Origin of the sequence: Paenibacillus sp. FSL R5-0345 (genome assembly GCF_000758585.1) — a bacterium.
Taxonomy (GTDB): domain Bacteria; phylum Bacillota; class Bacilli; order Paenibacillales; family Paenibacillaceae; genus Paenibacillus_AQ.
Genome location: NZ_CP009281.1, coordinates 349,039 through 364,531, shown reverse-complemented (window position 1 = coordinate 364,531; position 15,493 = coordinate 349,039). Strand labels below are relative to the sequence as shown.

The 15,493-nt window shown below is 43.6% G+C and carries 16 protein-coding genes; all 16 read right to left on the bottom strand.

From position 1 onward, the window contains the following. Positions 1 to 25 precede the first annotated feature (25 nt). Positions 26 to 1,081 carry an ATP-grasp domain-containing protein gene (locus tag R50345_RS01655; RefSeq protein ID WP_042123544.1) on the bottom strand — a complete coding sequence of 352 codons (1,056 nt, stop codon included), beginning with the start codon at positions 1,079 to 1,081 and terminating at the stop codon, positions 26 to 28. Further along, the gene (locus R50345_RS01650) at positions 1,078 to 1,911 is read right to left on the bottom strand and encodes an HAD family hydrolase (protein ID WP_042123542.1); all 834 of its coding nucleotides are present in this window, start codon (positions 1,909 to 1,911) and stop codon (positions 1,078 to 1,080) included. The genes R50345_RS01655 and R50345_RS01650 overlap by 4 nt, the downstream gene beginning before the upstream one ends. Continuing rightward, positions 1,908 to 3,059: a cysteine protease StiP family protein gene (locus tag R50345_RS01645; RefSeq protein WP_042123541.1), complete on the bottom strand. Its 1,152-nt coding sequence runs from the start codon at positions 3,057 to 3,059 to the stop codon at positions 1,908 to 1,910. Before R50345_RS01645 ends, R50345_RS01650 begins: the two co-directional genes overlap by 4 nt. Continuing rightward, positions 3,043 to 4,353: a phosphoribosyltransferase family protein gene (locus tag R50345_RS01640; protein WP_042131780.1), complete on the bottom strand. Its 1,311-nt coding sequence runs from the start codon at positions 4,351 to 4,353 to the stop codon at positions 3,043 to 3,045. Before R50345_RS01640 ends, R50345_RS01645 begins: the two co-directional genes overlap by 17 nt. A gap of 76 nt (positions 4,354 to 4,429) precedes the next feature. After that, entirely contained in the window at positions 4,430 to 5,641 is a 1,212-nt protein-coding gene (locus tag R50345_RS01635; RefSeq protein WP_231574007.1) for an HpcH/HpaI aldolase/citrate lyase family protein, read from the bottom strand. Positions 5,642 to 5,812: 171 nt separating this feature from the next. Then, entirely contained in the window at positions 5,813 to 6,553 is a 741-nt protein-coding gene (locus R50345_RS01630) for a TerC family protein (protein ID WP_042123539.1), read from the bottom strand. Positions 6,554 to 6,579: 26 nt separating this feature from the next. Beyond that, complete coding sequence (locus tag R50345_RS01625; protein WP_042123538.1) at positions 6,580 to 7,890, bottom strand: TerD family protein; 1,311 nt, start codon at positions 7,888 to 7,890, stop codon at positions 6,580 to 6,582. A 252-nt stretch (positions 7,891 to 8,142) separates the two neighbouring features. Next, complete coding sequence (locus R50345_RS01620) at positions 8,143 to 8,724, bottom strand: TerD family protein (RefSeq protein ID WP_042123537.1); 582 nt, start codon at positions 8,722 to 8,724, stop codon at positions 8,143 to 8,145. 80 nt (positions 8,725 to 8,804) lie between these two features. Beyond that, positions 8,805 to 9,380, bottom strand: a complete 576-nt coding sequence (locus R50345_RS01615) for a TerD family protein (protein WP_042123535.1) — start codon at positions 9,378 to 9,380, stop codon at positions 8,805 to 8,807. A gap of 29 nt (positions 9,381 to 9,409) precedes the next feature. After that, the gene (locus R50345_RS01610) at positions 9,410 to 10,006 is read right to left on the bottom strand and encodes a TerD family protein (RefSeq protein ID WP_042123533.1); all 597 of its coding nucleotides are present in this window, start codon (positions 10,004 to 10,006) and stop codon (positions 9,410 to 9,412) included. Between the two features lie 126 nt (positions 10,007 to 10,132). Beyond that, on the bottom strand, positions 10,133 to 10,579 hold the full coding sequence (locus R50345_RS01605; RefSeq protein ID WP_042123532.1) for a tellurite resistance TerB family protein: 447 nt from the start codon (positions 10,577 to 10,579) through the stop codon (positions 10,133 to 10,135). 157 nt (positions 10,580 to 10,736) lie between these two features. Further along, positions 10,737 to 11,459 carry an amino acid ABC transporter ATP-binding protein gene (locus R50345_RS01600; RefSeq protein ID WP_042131778.1) on the bottom strand — a complete coding sequence of 241 codons (723 nt, stop codon included), beginning with the start codon at positions 11,457 to 11,459 and terminating at the stop codon, positions 10,737 to 10,739. Positions 11,460 to 11,472: 13 nt separating this feature from the next. Further along, on the bottom strand, positions 11,473 to 12,120 hold the full coding sequence (locus R50345_RS01595) for an amino acid ABC transporter permease (protein ID WP_042131777.1): 648 nt from the start codon (positions 12,118 to 12,120) through the stop codon (positions 11,473 to 11,475). Positions 12,121 to 12,217: 97 nt separating this feature from the next. Further along, entirely contained in the window at positions 12,218 to 13,027 is an 810-nt protein-coding gene (locus R50345_RS01590; protein ID WP_042123530.1) for a basic amino acid ABC transporter substrate-binding protein, read from the bottom strand. A 247-nt stretch (positions 13,028 to 13,274) separates the two neighbouring features. After that, complete coding sequence (aguB, locus tag R50345_RS01585; RefSeq protein ID WP_042123528.1) at positions 13,275 to 14,150, bottom strand: N-carbamoylputrescine amidase; 876 nt, start codon at positions 14,148 to 14,150, stop codon at positions 13,275 to 13,277. Between the two features lie 53 nt (positions 14,151 to 14,203). After that, a complete protein-coding gene (locus R50345_RS01580; protein WP_042123526.1) occupies positions 14,204 to 15,232 on the bottom strand; it encodes an agmatine deiminase family protein in 1,029 nt (342 codons plus the stop codon). Positions 15,233 to 15,493 lie beyond the last annotated feature (261 nt).

Below are 15,493 nucleotides of genomic sequence, written 5' to 3'. Positions count from 1 at the left end.
CTCTTGTGAGCGACTTTATGAACGCTCAATTCACGGCGTCCGAAATGACGGATTGGCCGTTTATTTTCATAATCATCGGTTGCTCCAGGTGGCTGGCCAGTACATCTCCTTCAAAATTCATAGGCTGAACCTCGCCACCGAGGGCACTTTTGACGGCTAAATAAGGAAAGTTAATCCCTGACAAACATGACATATGCAGTCCACCGGACATTCGCGGGTTAATTTCCAACAGCTTTGGAGTATCTCCATTGTATTTCATTTGAATATTGAAATTGAAGGGGATCTTGTAAACTTCTGCAACTCTAGCTGCAATCTCCTCTAGTTCAGGAATATGTTCCATCAATCGCAGACGACCGCCCACTTTTCGACGTGGCACAGCTACTAACAGCTTACCATTCTCATCTGCCAGACAATCTATACTATACTCGTATCCCTCCAGTAATTCCATCACCATCAGATCAGGGAAGGTCTCTTTGCTTGCAAGAATACGATAGGCATCATCAAACGTAATCAATGGAGTTACATACCCAAAAAGCTCTTGAAGAGGATCGCGGGTATTGTCGATAATACGGAAGCCTAACCCACCTTCTGTTTCAGTTGGCTTAAAACAAACACGATGTCCCTTGGCAACAAGGTCCTCGTAAGCATTTTTAAACTGCTCCGCTGTACTAACTACATGATAATCCGGGATACTCATGATGCCCTGCTCACTAACATTCTCGTAAAATTTACCTTTGTCCATAATGGACTCCAGCAGGTCAAGATCTCTACATACCAGAACCTTTGTACCAATCGCATCAAACATTGCCGCATGGAGAGCAATATCAAGCATATGCAAGCGTGGAATAAAAACATCGATCTCATTACGCCGACAGAAATCAACGCAAAACTGAACATATTCTATTCCCTTCAGCGCCGGCTCGGTTTCAGCAAAGTCAGCACCTTGTAGCGACATATGGCGGATATCCGGGTGTGTCGCAAAGATTTGAACCGGTATACCATCCTCGTTATTGCGGAGGAGATTCATATAATGGTAAGCCACGGAAAACCAACGATTGAAATAAATATTTACCTTTTTCATAGTGGCCCCACTCCCAATGCAGTTAGATTATTATAGATCATATTTACATACTGCAAAATCTCATCTCCAGCAAATACACCTGATTCTTTCGTAAACGGATACCTTGATTTTACAAGACCACTCTGTTGCTCTGCAAATATTTCACCATGGCAGGGGGCAATAGCATAGTCAGCACTCTCAAGGAGACTCTTATCTAGCAAGGAATCTCCAGAAGCTACCATAGGCTCAGAGCGAACGGTGCGCCGCAGATGAAGTATAGCGTCGCTTTTGTTCACGGCTGCCGGCACAGCGTACAGCTTGCGGCCTTGTAAAGAAACTCTCCAGCCGAGATTATAGAGCCGATCTGATAGATTAGTGATTTCATCTAAAGGTAACTGATCCCGATAAACCATGAAGGAGTAGAATAGATCATCACAATAATTCTCACTAATGATCCAATCCTCACGTACAACTGCCTTGATATATGATCTAACCTCTTCAGCCCCAGCAGAGTGACGAGCTACCAACCTACCGATTGATTCTCTCCATTCCTTATCGACAACTCCACCGATTAGAATATTCCCCCCATTGCTTGTAACGGCATAGTCAGGTATGACCGTTTCTTGAAACAGATTAATACGCTTGTATTGTTGTACCGTACGCGTAGTAACCGGGACAAAAATAACCCGTGTGGTAAGATCGAGTAGCTGATTTAATGCTTGCTGCGAAATGTAAGATCTCGTCTTCCCCTCGATAATTTCCGCCGGAATTAGACCCGGAGTATTCTCAGGAACACCAATTGCACCTAAAGAATAGATCAAAGTACGATCTAGATCACTGGCATATATCATTCCGTCTCCCCTTTCAGCGGTTTAATTATTCCGCAACAGGAGTACGTCATTCCAGGAAAGATCTCAACAGGAACGCCCCGGTCCTTCGCTAAGAGAAGAATATGCTTTAGATTCGGATTATCCATAGTATCGACAAGAATTTTCCAAGGTACTCTGCGCAGTAATACGCGTGTTGTTTCTCCGACTCCCGGCTTTATCAGATTGATGTTATCTATGCCGAAAGTTTCCTGAATACTCTGAATATCACGAAGACCCTGCCAAGTGATTTCGGGCGGATGCTCCAGCATCTGTTCGCAGGCGCTCTTCGCTTCTGCTACTACGGAAGAGAAATACGGACAGATTGTATCAATAAATACATTGGACTCGTCCGCATTCAGCCACTCCTTATAAAACTTTGAGCCGTGAAAATCCTCAGGACCAATGAGATCAGCGTGTAACACCGTTCGGCTCATCAATCCTGAAACAGTAGAGTTTAAGCAGGCGCTAGGAATGAGATAGTCCTCTCTAGTCCCAAACATGCCTGCGCAGTTTCCAGGGTCAGCCAATACGGCAAGATCATCATTTAAGCGAATACCATACTTCTCATAGAGGCTGTTGCAAGAATCAATCAGCACCCCACGGATAGCCCCTTTTCCTGTCCATCCATCGACAAACTGCAAATCAGAATCAAGTCCATGCTTCTGCAGAATATAGAGAATCGCATTCTCATCTATCCCTTTGCCCCGAATAATAGAAATACTATAATGCGGTAGATCTACTTCGTATCTCTCTGCGATATAACGCTTAATCAATATACCAATGGGTGTTCCTGCTCTAGCCAAAGAGACCAGCACACAACCTAGCCCTCTTCTTGCGACAATCATCTCAGAGACAATGGCAACAGCCAAAGCTACCCTCTTAGCCGATTGCTGCAGCGTCTCATGAAACAAGTCAATATACTGCTCGGTAGGCTGATATTCAACAGGCAGCATCTCAGAATAATGGACACCCGATTGAATAGCTTCCTCCCTTACTTCCGTCGCCAGCTCCAGCGATACATCACTAAGATCCTTGAGCAAAAACGTAACATCTGACGGTGGATAGCTCCCTAGCGGAACCGGTTCTGCTATTTGTTTATCCATGACTTTATGTTTACTTGTTCCCTTCATCCTGGGGACCTCCACTTCTTCCTTCAGGAGTCAGTACAATAAGATGCACTTTATGGCGGGCCAGTGCCTTCAGTATATCAAGCATCGGTTTCATTCGTTCATGCGGTACATCACGCTCAATCAGCACGAATATTTCATCATACTGACCAGGGGCTACATTATAAATAAAGTTTGTAATTTCCGGATCACCAGCTGAAGGGTATGCGAAAGCACTATGTACCCCGTAATCTGCCCGATGCTCAGGATGTATTGGACTGCGTGTGGAAGACTGATAGGAAACACCTTCCCCCATCTCAGCCGCTATCCGCATAGGAAGGTACATAAATTCCCCTACACCCATCACAAGAGTCCTAGAATCCACCTCTCGTAGTTCTCTAAGCTGTGCCGCAATCCGGGTGACGCCTTCATCCATCCCATCATTATTCAGCGAATCCAGACCGAATCGGCCGCTGTATTTCACATAAGGAGATGCGTTAGTGTCGCCATATGAATCTATAGATGTCACCTGCAGACGTTCTAAACCGTCCACCACATAAGTAGTCACCACTTCGGCTTCTTCTGAAGACGGACATAAATCTTTGTCATTCCCAGCATGAAGCAAAGGCGTGCCTTTCACTTCAATACTACCTTGCAGTAAACATAAGGACTTAATCCGAATCCCTAGTTCCTGTTCTAATTCGCTATAGGTGTGAAGATTATTACCGCTCCTCCAATCCAAAATAGAAACGACTACGTATTCCTCCCGAGGGAATTTGGACTGAATATCACGGATCGTATTAATTGCTGTATTCCCCGTTGTAATCTCATCATCCACCAGTATAATCGGCTCAGTCCCTGATAATAGTTCAGCATTCAAGGCGTAACATGAATGGTCGACCGCATGTGAATGCTCCTCTTCAAAGCTAACAATCGACTCCAAATCGAGGATATGTTCACGCGTAGTATGAATATATGATGCTGCATCGGCAAACATGTTGTACACACTGTGACCGAGTGCAGTTGCAGTCTCAGCAAAGCCAATAAAAACAACAGGCTTAGGAAGAACTAACCGTGCTCCTAGCAAATGTTGATAGGCTTCCTTGGCAGACTCAGGGTGAATCAGTCCATGCACAGCTTTATTCAATAAGTCATCCATCCTACCCTTATCTGTAGAATCATCGTTCATCTCCTGATATAACAGCAGCGCTAATGCAGCACCACTTAGTAGAGGAGTGTATGGATTAACAGGGATATGTTTGCCAAGCACCTTGCTGACGAACAAAAAGGAGCGCTTCTTATTAATCCGGGCTGCCATGGAGAATAAAGTATCCGCAGGCAAATGAAAGGGATTAGATGTTTCAGTAACCGTGACCTGTAGGTTCTCGACTATGTTATACGTGTGTAAATTCGTTCTCGGGTAATAATCTGACAAAATGCTGTTGTTCATGTAACACCCCGTATATTTGTGATCGTAGTAAAATCCGTTTTGCCCAGTTCAAATGCGGCTTAATCTCGTTCATCTTATTAGAATATTGACTCTTGAAGACTCCTAGGCTACCATCGTTACTCTCTACGATACTGCAGGCATCAACATATTCCTCGTGCATTACCGTGTACATGGCCTGAACAGGTCTGAGGTGTGAGGGATGTATAATTGTCTTGCCCAAGATCCCATTTTCTTTATCTAAAATCACTTCACGAATAAGCCCATCCACGCTGCTAGAAATGTAACTGTTTCGCATGTCGCGGCCGTTTTTACCATAGGTGTCTTCAAACGGAGTCTGTCTTAGCTGTGGCCGAAGCACCCGATGTCCTTTATTCGCAAAATACTCCCAGACCGGTCCGGAAATTACATATCCCTCTTCCACTCTACCAAAGATATTAATAATATCTGATATGCAGTCTCGAATAGGGGTAAGATCATAGATACTAATATCAGGACTTCGACGCAGTCCGAATAAACTAGAAAAATCTGTTGCTCCAATTCTAACGTTCAACACATACTCACGATAGTTCCCTAGCAAATTACGAATAGATAAAAGACTGTCTACCCGGCTCTCGCGGTAAATAATAGGCGCACTTTCCAGGATTGGCATGCCGTATAGCACTGGATCTGAATAGCTGCGCGTTCTATTGTAATCGGCAATCGCCTCAAAATATTGGATTCCATTGTCGACCGAAAACTTAGGAAAAACAAAACCCGTTAACATCGTAACCAAAGATCCTAATCGAAAAATCAGCTGCCGCAGCTGCTCTGGATTACGAACTCGGATGAAAAGAAGCGGAAGACTATCACTCCCGCTTGGCTCATTCTCCTCATATGCGGCGAGAAAAATAAGATGCTGAATGAGAGACTCCTCTGCATGGTCAACCTCGTTATCTCCGATCGCATCCTCCAGATCAATAATAACGGTTACAAGTCCTGCACTTTTAAGCTTCAAAATATCTTCTGGAACACTAGCACGAGTTGCTGGCATATAAAGAGCAGCACCAACAGCATATGCCAACAAATCCTTGCTCGTAGTATTATGGTTAAATGAAATCGGCCGATTATAAAATAAGGCTGTTTCTTGTTCAATCGTCAGGTAATCGAAGTATCTCAAGATGGTTCCCCCTTATAGTTTTGCGAAGCCAAGCAAAACAAGCGTAGGCCTCTCCTATAGAGAGTGGCAGAACCAGCTATACCTTATCCGGTTCTCTCATATATAAGTGAAGGCCTACGCTATAAACATATACGATTACCTGAAAGCAGCAGTGTTCAACTACCTTTGAAATCAAGCATTTCTATGGGCTTCTTTTTTCTTACGCAGTACGCTGTAAAGAATCGTACCACCGAATACAAGAATAATGATTGAAAAGAATAATACATGTGGCATTTCGTATCCAAAAGCGCCCGCGAGCATTTTACCGGCAATAATGGCAATAAGCGCAAAAGCAGCACGCTCAAGTTCCGGGATTTTATCAATAAGCTTCAAGAATAATTGCGCTACTCCCCGCATCATCAGAACACCTATGATTCCGCCCATAAAGAGCACCCAAACCTGGTTACTAACACCAAATGCAGCAATGACACTATCAATACTAAAAGCAATATCCATTAATTCAACAAGGAGAACCGTCTTCCAAAAAGAGAACCCCTTATTCTCGATCTTCTCGTCGCCGCCGCCCTTAAACAATCCGCCATAAGCGATATAAAAGAGATAGGCTGCACCGAGAACCTTAACCAACATGAATTTGATAAGAAAGGTCCCGAGACCGATAGCCAAAAATCTGAATACATAAGCACCTATGATTCCGTAGAAGAGCGCCTTTTTCTGTTGTTCTTTAGGTAAATGCTTCACCATAACAGCAAGCACGAGCGCATTATCTGCAGAGAGCAGCCCTTCCAATAGCACTAAGCTCCCTATAATCCCCCAGCTAACCGGGTCAGAGAGCGTACCTACGACATCGCTCCATGAGAAAAAATGCCCGTAGTTCTCACTAATATTCCTGAAAAAATCAGCGAACCAATCCATTACACTTGCGCCTCCGAAAAAATCGTCTATTTACTGCCAGCAACCCAGCGCAGTCCCCAACCATAAGCCTCATCAATCTCCCGATGACCACTGTAATATTGGACCAGCCGTTCAACACTGAATGTCTCGTTATTCACATTCCGAAATAACGCGATTGCACACATACCTTTACGGTTGTTGTGCTCGTCCAAATTGACAACAATATCGGGTCCACCGCTCTGAGTAATCGTGACAACACCGTCAGCTTCTGACCAATTGGTAACACCTTTATAAATAAAAGAAAAAATTAGAATTCGTTCAATCTCGGAAATTTTGCTACCATTAATCCGCAGATTCTCACCAGTTGTCACAGAGCCTGTCCGATCATCTCCGTCAAGCATGACATATGGAGGCTGGTTTAACGAACCAAACGCATTGCCCAGCGCCTGAACAACTCCCTTACTGCCATTCTTCAGCTCATATAGACAAGCAAGATCTAAATCCACACCGTTTTTACGATTAAAAAGCCCTCCGCCCTGCTTCTGATTCCAGTTGAGGTTAATCAGCAATTCACCTAAACCACCAGCTGATTTCTTCAGGTTGATCGAATCACCTTTTTTCTTCAGTTCGATCTTCTTCAGGTTGAGATTGATCGGTGGAGGTCCTACAGGTGAAGGTGCAGCTGCAGGAGGTGGCGGAATTTGAATCTTAGGCTCCGCGATCGGCGCTGATTGACGTTTAAGCTCTGGTTGCGGAGCTGCAGGCTTAGGTACTGGTGTCGGTGTCGGTGTCGGTGTTGGTGTAGGTTCATCGTTCGCCTCTATCCCAAAGTTCAGACACAGCTCCTTTAAACCGCCAGCAAATCCTGCAGCAATGGCGCTGAATTTCCATTCACCGTTATATCTATATAATTCTCCTACCACAACAGCCGTTTCCACGGAGAAATGATTTTCAAGATCACATCGGAGAAGCTCCGCACCTGTTACTTGATTCAGAATCCGAAAATAGGCCTGATTTACCTGCCTAAAACTTTGACCTCGCTTCTCGCCATCATAAATGGTGAGTGTAAACGCGAGTTTCATCACATCAGAAGGAACTTTATTTAGTTCCACGTCAAATTGCTTGAGACTGTTGGATGTAGGCATTTCCTTATATCTGATATAAGGCGTAGACGGATTATTATAAAATATCAAATCCTCATCTTTGCTTACTTTACCTTGTGCACCAAGCAGAAAAGCAGAAGTATCGATCTCTAATGCAGATGGCGATTGCCATCCAATCTCTACAATAAGAGAATCAAGTCCAGGATTTCCTTTCGTTAGGTCAACCTTTTGTCCTTTGACAACTGTAATACCCATTCTTACACCACCTTTATAAATGGAGCAAGCATAAACGCCTTCGGCGTCCTCATAAAGAGGGCAAGCGTTTAAGCGAGAAATATAAGACTCAAAGTATCGTGTGAACCTTATACTTTCTTACATTTTTAAATAACCCCACAAAATGGAGTTTATACTCCGCGACCTAATCCAGGTCCTTTGTGAGGGTGAAACTTATACTTTCTTAAATTCCAAAAAAAGGGCAGGATCGGTGATGACCCCGCCCGGAAGATGCTATTGCGCGTCCAGCCCATAATTTTTACACAATGCGCTAAGGCCGCCGCCAAAACCACTACCTACTGCCTGGAACTTCCAATCCGCACCATTGCGGTAGAATTCACAGAATACAACTGCCGTCTCTGTTGAGAAATCCTCACCCAGGTCGTAACGGAGCACTTCACGATCCGTCGAAGCATCCACCACACGTACGAAAGCATTGGAGACTTGTCCAAAGTTCTGTGCACGAGCTTCGTAATCATAAATCGTTACAGTTATACCAATCCGCTGAATATGTGCAGGCACTTTGCTGAAATCAACGATAATTTGCTCGTCATCTCCGTCGCCTTCACCTGTACGGTTATCCCCCGTATAGACTACGGAACCTGCACCACCATTAGGGTTGTTATAGAATACAAAATCATCTGTACCTTTAGCTTTGCCGTCTTCATGAAGCAGAAACGCTGAAGCATCGAGGTCAAAATCTTGACCTCCACTATACTTATTAGTGTCCCAGCCCAATCCAACAACTACCTTTGTTAGACCTGGATTAGTCTTGGTAAGATCAATCCGCTGTCCTTTGGAAAGACTGATCGTCACTGACATAACCTTCTTTCATGAGTAGATTCAGTTCATTGTGTAACCACAAGATCAATACTACAAGATTTATACCACAAGATTTATTGCAAGCCGTAATCGCGAGTCAAACCGCTCAAGCCGTCTTTGTAGCCGCTACCGATTGCATTGAACTTCCACTCTGCACCGTGACGGTATAGCTCACCGACAACAACGCCAGTTTCAATAGAAAAGTCTTCACCCAAATCGAAACGAATTAGTTCTTCATTGTTCAAATCATTTACGATACGTACATAAGAACGAGAAACTTGTCCGAAGTTTTGGCTTCTAGCTTCAGCTTCATAAATAGTAATAGTGAATGCTATCTTTTCTACATCCGCTGGGATACTCAGAAGGTCTACTTGAACCTGCTCATCATCGCCATCGCCGTCTCCAGTACGGTTATCGCCTGTATGAATAACAGAACCATTTTCGTTTTGCTTATTATTGAAGTAAATAAAGTTCGTTTCTTTTTCAACTTTGCTGTTCGCATTAGTCAAGAATACGGAAACGTCCAAATCGAAATCTTTACCGCCGTCATATTTATTAGTGTCCCAACCAAGACCTACTGTGATTTTGGACAGACCTGGATTTGTTTTTGTTAAATCGATCTTTTGACCCTTGGATAGATTAATTGCCATGATAACATTCCTCTTTTCTTTTATTTGGATTATACGTAACGTTCCGCCAGTTGATTAATATGCGCCGCGTGACTGCCCTCACCAATTGCGGCGAACTTCCATTCGCCACCTTGCCGGTAAAGCTCCCCACAAATAAGCGCTGTATAACCATTGTAATTATCAGATAGGTTGAAGCGGATCAGCTCATTGTTGCCTACAGCATTTATCACACGGATATAAGCTGATTTGATCAGTCCGAAATCCTGTTTACGGTTCGTAGCATCATAAATATTCACGACTACAAGAACCTTGTGTACATCGGAAGGAATGGCATTCAAGTTGACCATGATTTGCTCATCGTCTCCGTCTCCATCACCCGTGAGATTGTCTCCGGAATGAATGACAGAGTTACAAGGGCTTTGCTTATTGTGGAAGCAAATCAGGTTCCCCTTCTTAACTAGCTTACCGTTCTCATTAAGCATCAGTGCTGAAGCATCACAGTCCACGTTGGCCTGTTTCTTCATCCCGAAGAATCCGCGAGACGGCTCAGCTGGATCCCAGCCCAAACCTACAATTACGTTAGATAAGCCTGCATTACCTTTTGTGAGGTCAATCTTCTGACCTTTTACCAGATTAATTCCAGCCAACTTTACGTACCTCCATTCCCTAAAAAGAATCACCATTTGTTAGTCTAGCTTTTGTATGTTCTATCAGTGATACGCTAAAGAACTAAATACGTTTCATCCGAACTCATGTATATGGTATTACATCGTTTATAAACTAAATTCACTAGGGTTTAATCCCAAGACACCGCAGATATGCCGTACAACCGCTTTTTCATGGTCATCAAAATCACCATCAGCAGAGCCGATAGCTGAGCATACACCCACAATTACGCGCCCCACATCCGGTTTGCCGGTAAACTTACCGATGGCTTTGAGTGCTTCCTGCTTACCGATTTCCGGGGAAAATTCAAAGTTACTTACATAAAAGTTGAACTGGGTAATGACGTCTCTCATGTCAAATACCTTTAGCTCATTGCTCATATTCATATAGCCGGCCATTTTATTCTTTTCAGCTTCTTCTATTTTACCGTCGGCAGCAGCAACTAAGGCGCAGCCCGCAACTACCGCATTCATGAAATCTTTATTTTTAAATTTCTTCACTTGATCTGTTAGTCCGTTTTTGGTGGTATTCAACCAGCTTTTAAATGTGCTCATCGTATTCTCCTTCTATCACCGCAAGATTATGATAACAAAAGATATCCCAGAGCCTCCTCTCCACGTATCCGACAGAATTTTCATAGTAGATCTCTGAATCACGGTTTACTCTTCTAATATACCTGATAAAATAGCAATATTCTACTTTTCCAAACTCTTACAGTACTTTTGATAGAAAAGATTGTGTCCGTTCTTGCATAGGATTTCCGAACAATTGCTCCGGACTGCCTTCTTCTACGATTTCGCCCTGTTCCATGAACAGCACACGATCCCCAACCTCACGTGCAAAGCCCATTTCATGGGTTACCACAATCATCGTCATCCCCTCACGGGCCAAATCCTTCATCACTGCCAGCACTTCACCGACCATTTCCGGATCCAGCGCAGAGGTGGGTTCGTCAAAAAGCATTATTTTGGGCTCCATCGCCAGCGCCCTAGCAATCGCAACCCGCTGAGCCTGACCTCCGGACAATGAAGCTGGATACATCTCTGCTTTTTCACTTAATCCTACCTTTTGCAGCAGTTCCAACGCTTTTTGCCGAGCTTTATCTGGAGACCATTTCCGCACCCGAATCGGCGCAAGCATAATGTTCTCAATCACCTTCATATGTGGAAATAGATTAAACTGCTGAAATACCATTCCTAGCTCTGTGCGGATAGCATTAATATTAGTACTCGCGTCCATCAATGAGGTACCCTCGATCACAATTTCACCACTCTGCGGCTGCTCCAGTAAATTCAGGCATCGCAAAAAGGTAGATTTACCTGATCCAGACGGGCCGATCACCACCACAACCTCCTGACTGAAAATATCAATGCATATGTCGGTCAATACTGCATTTGTTCCGAATGATTTATGTAAATTTCGCACTGAAATCATAAGCTCACTCATATTACAGCCTCCGTTCGACGTAGTTTAGCAGCTTGCTAAGAGTATAGGTGAGAATGAAATAAATAAGTGCCGCCGTCAAATAAGGCTCCCAGATCCGCAAATATTGCCCTTTCATTGTATTGCTCCAATACATAATTTCCGGTGCGGCTACGAGCGCAAGAAGTGAAGAGTCCTTTACTAATACAATAAATTCGTTGCCAAAAGCCGGAACCATCCGTTTGATCGCCTGCGGTAAAATAATAAATCGCATCGCCTGCCAATTTGTCATCCCAAGTGAAATAGCTGCCTCCCGCTGTCCGCGGTCGATAGATTGAATACCTGCCCGAAAAATCTCAGCGGAATAAGCTGCCGAATTAAGCGACAATGCAACAAACGCAGTGATCAGCGCATTGGTTTTACCGTAAATTGGGGGAATCACTCCAAAGTGAACAATCAGGATCTGCACATACAGCGGTGTCCCTCGAAAGAAATTGATATAAGAATGAAAAGGCCAGCGCAAATACCATTTTGGTGCCATTTTTCCGAATCCAATCCCCAGACCCAGAATAGAGCCAAATAAAATAGAGACCACAGAAATACCGATCGTCAGCAGGGTCCCTTTTAATAAGACAGGCAAATACTGAATGATGATGTCCAATCTAAAATCCATAGGACTCTTCCCTTCTCTTCTCTTCTTTAGGTCACAAATGATTAAAAAAGAAGCATGCGCAATAGCAATCATTACGCACGCCTATTAGCTTCTCCTCTTATTTTGCCTTCAACAGATTATCTAAGTTAGGCTCTTCGCCGAACCATGTTTTGTAGATCTCCGCATACTTTCCATTCTCCAATACCTTTTGGATGGCAGGATCCAGTTTCGCTCTTAAATCACTGCCTTTCGGGTATAGAATACCGTAATATTCAGCTCCGAAATTCTCTGTGTCCACGATTCCCACCAAATTCTGCTTCGGATTGTTCTTCATGTACTCACGCACTATGGCAATGTCTGCCACAACCGCGTCGGCTCCACCACCATTCAGTTCCATCAACGCTACCGCATTGCTGTCAAAACGCTTCAGATTTGCGTTATCAATCCCCATAATTCCACTCATTAGCTCATCGGCGGTAGTAGCAGCCTGCACAGCAACCTTTTTATCTTTAAGATCGAGGGCATTTTTGATATCACTGCCTTCTTTGACCATAATCATGTTGGTAGATTCAAAATAAGGAATGGAATAGTCATACGTTTCTTTACGTTCGTCCGTGATGGATACTGAAGATAGTCCCGCTTGATACTCCGTCCCTTGCTTTACACTCGTAAGCATCGTGTCCCAGCCTGTATTGGTGACCTCATAGCTAAGTCCGGCTTCTTCCATAACTGCCTTAATGAAATCAATATCAAATCCTTTGATCGTATCCGTGTCCATATATTCCATTGGCGCATAACTAGCATCACTGGCAAATTTGATCTTCTCTACTCCCGCACTTTTATTGCTATTTGCATTATTCGACCCACATCCCACTAATCCCACGATCATCAATGCAACAAAAGCTGACATAATCCAACCTTTTCCCATAGCACCATCTCCATTTAACCTATTTTTTGTAAATAACTTAAAGAGATTTTAACAGAATTAAGAATTGGTGACAATTAACTTTTCTATTAAATGTAATGTTATATAACATAAATATGTTTTATTGTGACTTTTATGCGTAGTGCTACTTGAAGAACCTTCGTATTTCTCTCTGAAATATCAAAAAAGGCACTGCCAGAGATTCTATCCTCTCTAGCAATGCCTTTAGCACATTTAACTGTGCATTCTATTAAAGTATGATATCCCCATCATAAGAACCAATCATTTTGTAAAGATCTGGCCGGCGATCACGGAAAACTCCCCACTCGATCCGTCCGACTTCCAAAGCATCCAGATCAAATTCGCTCACCAGCACGGTTTGCTCATCTCGGCCTGCTTCAACAATTTTATTACCTTGCGGTCCGGCAATGAAGGAAGAGCCGTAGAAATTAATGCTAGAATCTTCATCAATTTCTTCACCGATACGGTTAGAGGCAACGACTGGAATAAGGTTAGCTGCTGCATGCCCAAGCATACAGGTCTGCCAATGATCTTTAGAATCGATCGATCCATCCTGCGGTTCCGATCCGATAGCGGTTGGATAGAACAGAATCTCTGCTCCCATCAAACTCATTACTCTAGCCGCTTCTGGGTACCATTGATCCCAGCAAATCCCTACGCCAATTTTGGCATAGCGAGTGTTCCATACTTTAAAGCCGGTATCTCCCGGATTGAAATAGAATTTCTCTTCATACCCTGGACCATCTGGAATATGGCTCTTGCGGTATTTACCTAATATCGTTCCATCGGCATCTATTACAGCCAGTGAGTTGTAACGTGCGTAATTCTTTTTCTCATAAAAACTGATCGGCAGCACCACTTGCAGCTCCTTGGCTACTGCTGTGAAATGATTAATCGCTTTGTTATGCTCTAGCTCTGTTGCATATGCGTAATAATCAGCTTTCTCTTTCTGGCAGAAATATGGAGTCTCAAACAGCTCCTGCAGCAAAATAATTTGCGCTCCCTGTGCCGCTGCTTCTCTAGCCAGGGTTTCGGCTTTGCGGATATTCTCATCAATATTACTGGAACAGCTCATTTGTGTCGCAGCTACTTTTACATTTCTCAAGAATCTGTCCTCCTTGTATATAAATGTCCCTTTGGACGTTTAGTTTCCTTCAATTATTGCTGAGCAGGCATTTGCTGCGTAGTGCAGTGAACATTCCCGCCTTCAGTGATGACTGCCATACCGTTAACTGTACGAATCTTACGTTCGGGGAATAAACCAGCCAGCACTTCCTCGGCAAGTTTATCTGTCTCCACCGCTGTACCGCCAAACACAGGCAATATAATTCCACCGTTTACGAAATAGAAGTTTAAATAACTGAGCGTCAGACGGCTGCCGTCATGATCCACCCGTGGTGGCTGCTGAATCTTGATAATCTCCAGCTTACGCCCTTTCGCGTCTGTCGCATTCTCCAGAATACGAAGATTCTCCTGTGTAATCTCAAAATTCTCATCCTGCGGATCCTCACAGACCTGAATAATGACTTTTCCCGGAGCAGCAAAGCAGGCGATATTATCCACATGGCCATCGGTTTCATCACCACTTAAACCACGTTTAAGCCAGATAATAGTATCTGTACCCGTATAATTCCGCACGTACTCTTCAATATCCTCGCGCTTCAGTTCTGGGTTACGGTTCGTATTGAGCAGACATTCTTCTGTAGTAATCAAAGTGCCTTCTCCATCCGTATGGATCGAGCCACCTTCCATCACCAGCGGTGCATCAAAGCGTGTAACTTGTGAGTGTTCGAGAATCTGTGGCGCCACTTCGTCATCCAGATCCCAAGGTGAATATTTACCGCCCCAGGCATTGAACTTCCAGTTCACACCTGCTAGAACACCGTCTTTATTAACAACAAAGGTAGGTCCGTTATCACGCAGCCAAGCATCGCTATGCGCTATAGGCAGCAGCGTTACATTCGGTCCACTAACCAGACGTTCTACTCTTTCCACGTCCTCCGGGTTAACGATGACCGTGATCGGTTCAAACTCAGCAATGGCTGTGATGATCTCCGTATAACCTTGACATACAGACTCATGGTTATCCGGGAAACACATGGATTCCTGCACCGGCCAGGAGATAAAAGTACGTTCATGTTTGCCCCATTCCGGTGGCATTGTATAGTTCAATTCTTTAGGATTCATGTGTTAACTACCTCTACTATTATATTTGGAGCTAGCCCTACCCTTAAAACTCCTTCCCCATCATACAATAATATGTTCTAGCGCTCAATTCCCTGAGACACTAATAATGTTGGAAGAAATCTTTTTGTTCGCCACAACCTTTTACAGTTAAACTTTTTAGGTTTAATCCGTTTCAACAAGTCTTTATTTAATTATTTTAGTTCAAAAGAGAATATCATTTAATATTTTTACTTATTATAGTGATTCTATTTTCATTTTTAT